The organism is Marinobacter sp., assembly GCF_041687235.1.
Classification (GTDB): Bacteria; Pseudomonadota; Gammaproteobacteria; order Pseudomonadales; family Oleiphilaceae; genus Marinobacter.
Genome location: NZ_JAWLCH010000001.1, coordinates 860640 through 864939 on the forward strand (window position 1 = coordinate 860640; position 4300 = coordinate 864939).

Annotated in this window: 2 protein-coding genes; both read right to left on the reverse strand. The window is 58.3% G+C overall.

Annotation, left to right across the window (positions count from 1 at the left end):
- Positions 1-2834: Ig-like domain-containing protein (locus ACESMK_RS03800; RefSeq protein ID WP_372995395.1), on the reverse strand; the 2834-nt coding region annotated here is incomplete at its 3' end.
- Positions 2835-2846: 12 nt separating this feature from the next.
- Entirely contained in the window at positions 2847-4184 is a 1338-nt protein-coding gene (gene aupA, locus ACESMK_RS03805) for an alkane uptake protein AupA (RefSeq protein ID WP_372995397.1), read from the reverse strand.
- Positions 4185-4300: the final 116 nt, after the last annotated feature.

The window sequence follows — 4300 nt, forward strand, 5'->3', positions numbered from 1 at the left end:
TTTGCGTAGCGCATACGGAGGACCTGGGTATTGGTTATGGACTCCTCCTGTAGCGGGATGAATCCGAAAACGCGAAGCTCTGTGAACACACTGATCGATGTGGTCGCAAGCTGCGTGGGATAGAGGTTCACCAGAATTCCTTCATCGCCTGTCGGCTCATACACGCCGGGGCCAACCACTTCAGTGTTCAGAGCGTAAGTCTGATAGATGAACTTGTCTTTCGGACACCGCTCGCCGGTCTCGCAGCCAACCCGAGCATCGGCAGTGCTGGCCACAATGACAGGCGGAGATGCCGAGGCCTGGTTATTACGGACCTGCAGTTTGGTCGAATTGGCTGAAGCGGCCCATCCTTCGTTGTCACTGCCCTCGTGGTCAAAAGGCTCAAGGCAGTTCGGGTTGGTGTTGGAGTCGCAGTCCACCAGGAAGTTGGCGTTGGTGTCGCGAACGGGCAGGTTCCGTAAGGGTGTGAACACGCTCTCCAGCGGCTCGGTCCCGGTGAAGTAGATCACCATGTGATCTGGCCCGTTGTTGCCACCGCCGTCATCCAAGCCTTCAAGCAGATCGGTTTTCAGGGCCAGACCGTCAGAATCGCAAATCGAGGTATAGGCTCCGGCCACACAGGTTCCGGCATCTTCAGAAGACTTGAGGGTATATCGATAGTGCGCGCCGGCCTCCCAGGGCTGGTCCGGGTAGAAGCGTATCCGTTGGAGATTCTTTTCGAGCCGGCCAGGCACCTCGTTTTCAAGAACCGTGACGGAGCCATCTGGTGCCTGGCTCACCTTTTCCACGGTAAACGTGTCGCCTGGAATAATCGAATCCAGGTCCATGGACTTTGAGAAGACCACGGTAATGGGACGATCTGATGGTAGGGTGCTGACTGGCAGAATGTCGCCGACACCGCCATCCGAGTAACACTGCCCCAACACGCCGGCGGAGAGGTCCAGCAGGCTGTGATCGGTCTCGCAGGGGTACCCGGGATAGGTTGTCAGGGCAAGGGCCGGGCGCCGGGTCACAGAGGTGTCGCCAATATCATCCAGTGAAAACTGCAAGGGGGCGGTGGTGGCTGGATTGCCGGCCAGATCGGTCAAACCATCAATGACAACTTCGTAGTCAACGCCATGGCTCAGGCCATCTTCAGGATTGAGGATGACGGCAGTTCCATCCAGCCGTGTCTCGAGAGACTCCACAGGAACGCCATCGGCAAACAGGGACACACCTGTCTCAACAGAATCCGCTGCCAGTGGCTCGTCAAAGAACAGAATGACCGGGTCCCCGGGGCGCTGCATGGACTGGCGGGTGTCCGGAATGGCGTTGTCCGGGCCGGGCATCCAGCTGACCAGGTTGGGGGGTGTGCTGTCCAGTTCTCGGAGCATCTCGGCATCAAGTACCGAGTCGGCATCGGTGGCCGCCTGCAAGTGGAATGCGATGGTTGAATCGGTGTATTCCTGGCCGAGGAGGTTCGGTTCCACCATGCCGATGGCATCAATAGTCAGCACACCATCCTGCACCAGGGCGATCCCGCGCAGCTCAACCCCCATAAGATCCTGCGAAAGGGCCGCGTTGGGTTGCGCGTTCTCGGTGTTCATGGAAACGTCCATGAACAGGGTAATGTGCCTGGGTGCGTTCAGGTCGTCGGTATAGGGGTTCGGGCTCAGGTATCCAGAGGCATCTGACAACATGGTGACCTTGATGTTGCCGGTCGTCTGGAGTTGGCCGGTAGCAGCGTCCAGAACAGGAACCTTGCCGCCCACCAGAACATCCAGGCTGGTGCTGGTGAGCACGCTGCCGCGGGCAATGCGCAAAGGCAGCGCTTCATCAGCACCGAATGCTGGCGCGTAGGCCAACTCTGCAAACAGGTCGCCGGTCTGCTGAGAAGGGCCTGCCTCACCCTGCAACACCGAGTTAAGGGTAACGCCGTTGATGATCTGGCCGTTCAGAACCGATCGGGTCGCGTCGCCTTCCTCACTACCTGCAGCGAGCCCTGAATCAACAGCTGCTTGTTGCAGTACGACAGTGGGCCCGGTTTCACGGGGGGTGAAATTAATTTCTTCGCTGAACCGGTCTGCATCCGGGGAGGTTAGGCTGGCCAGGTTGTCAAGTTGGAGAGTATAGGTCTGGTTCGTTTCCAGCACGTCGTCCTTGCTGCCACACTCCCTGGCGTCTTCGACCAGGCAGGGGTCCACGGTTATCCGGTTGCCTTTTACCAGAACGGTCGCCGGAACCGGCTCGCCGTTACCATCCAGGAGCTGAATCGAACCGCCAAGGGCTTCCCAGTCCGGATGGACAGGATGGGTCATGGCCAGGCGGAATGTGGAGAAGTTCATGGCCTCGAACGGACTGTTGTTTGCCGGCACCTGCCAGGCAATACCGAAGTCCCCGGCCGAGTTCGCTGTTTCTGCAGGGCCGGAGAAGCTGCCCCGGGTCTCAAACTGGATCCCCGCATCACCCACCGCATTTGGTGTGCCGATCTGCCGGCCGCCTTCTGCGGCCAGTGGCTCACTGAATGTCACTGTGTACGCCCCAAGCTGTTCCAGCTCAGAGGTGGGCGAGAGTTTCAAACTCTTGCCCCCGTCAATCCGGGCGATCGAAAACGGAACGGTCTGGCCCCGGGATTCCACCAGGATCTTGTTTTGCAGATCCGTATCCTCATCGGTCAGGGCATGGCTGAAGCGCAGCACGATGTCGGCTTTTGGACTGACATCCGCCTGTCCATCGGCCGGATAGGAATAAACCACCGACCCCGGAGAAGCTTTCTCATTCATGGTCTGTTCGTCGCCGCCACAGGCGGCCAGCAACAGGGCAGGAACCAGTGCCAGAGTTTTGTTGTACTTCATGGCAAGCCCTCCTTAAAACTTCAGGGTGATGGAGCCGCTGACAACGTGCACGTCGCCATCTGCCGTAACAGGCGTTTCGTTGCCGTCAAAATCCACCAGTGTGAAATCCCGCTCCTGCAGTTGCTGGTACTGGTAACCAATATCCAGACGGACAGGATAGGCCAGCAGACGGGTGCGGTCGTAGGTGGCGCTCAGGCCCAGGCCGACGACAATCTTGTCGGTATCGAGGTAATTGATCTCCGGATTGCGGGTGGACTTGAGCGGCGACTCCTCATAGGCAACGCCGCCGCGCACAGAAAAGTTCTTGTTGAGTGCGTACTCGGCGCCGATCCGTGGAATCAGCACGTCGTCGAACTGAATCCGGCTGCCCGCGGGCACAGACTGCTGATCCTTGATCGTATCGGAAGAAAATTCGTTCTCCAGCTCTGACCAGTTCTGCTGCTCCACGCTGCCACCAATCCGCCAGTTCTCGCCTTTGTACTGGGCGCCAAAACCAAAGGTCTCCGGCTGGAACGAGTCGATGGTGGAGACTGCCAGACTCAGGCCGGGATCCGGAATGGTCTGGGTGACAATGATGTTGGAGTCCACGGATGTGGAGGCCGCTGACTTGGTTCGATAAGTGAGTGCGGTTTCCCAGCCGTTCAGGAAGCAGTCGCTGTCCGGGCAAAACGTGCTGCCCAGATCAATGGTGGTGCCCAGAATGGTTTTCAGTGAAGGCTCGGCATTGACCGCAAGCCGCTCCCGGCTGGTCTCGCCCCCCAGAGTAGAGACCGCATCGAGGTTAGCCTGGGCATCCAGGGTGACGCGCACCGACGCACCGGCGGAGATGCCGCGCCAGATCGGCGTTGCGCCACCGATGTTCAGAAACAGGGGCTCTTTACCATATTGCAGGAACTGACCGTTCTCCGTGGTCTGTGAATCGAAGGCCAGCATTTCCTTACCGTATTTTTCGACACCCGCGATGAAGCCCAGATAGATCGGGTGCTTGAAGCGGGTCAGCGAGCCCAGGTTGGTTTTCATACCAACAAGCACATGCTGACTGGGCGAGTTCGCGAGAATGTCGCCATTGGCATTCGGGTTCGCCGAGCGCAGCTCCTGTTCGGCGTGCAGAATGCCCGCCGTAAGCTCCCCGCGCTCATCTTTGGTGAGATAGGCAGGGTTGTAGTAAGTGGCGGATACCTGATCATTGAACATCGACAGGGACTGGGCTGTGGCGACATCCACCGGCATGACACCATAGGTTGTGCCGAGATTGCCCATGCTGGCATTGACAGAAACAGAGAAACCGACAGAGGCTGCGGCAATCGCAAGAGACAGTGCCCTTGACCGGGAAGGGGAGGAAAAAGCCATTGATACACTCCATTACTTCGTTGTTTTTATACTCGGGCCGTACGTGTGGTGGGCACGGCTGGTATTTTTGTTCAGAAGGTAGTGTATTCGGCTTGTCTTTTGGGGACGTTGGCTTT

What these genes read in the sequence shown, in the direction of transcription:
- aupA (WP_372995397.1), bottom strand. Translation starts at nt 4,184, where the DNA reads ATGGCTTTTTCCTCCCCTTCCCGGTCAAGGGCACTGTCTCTTGCGATT.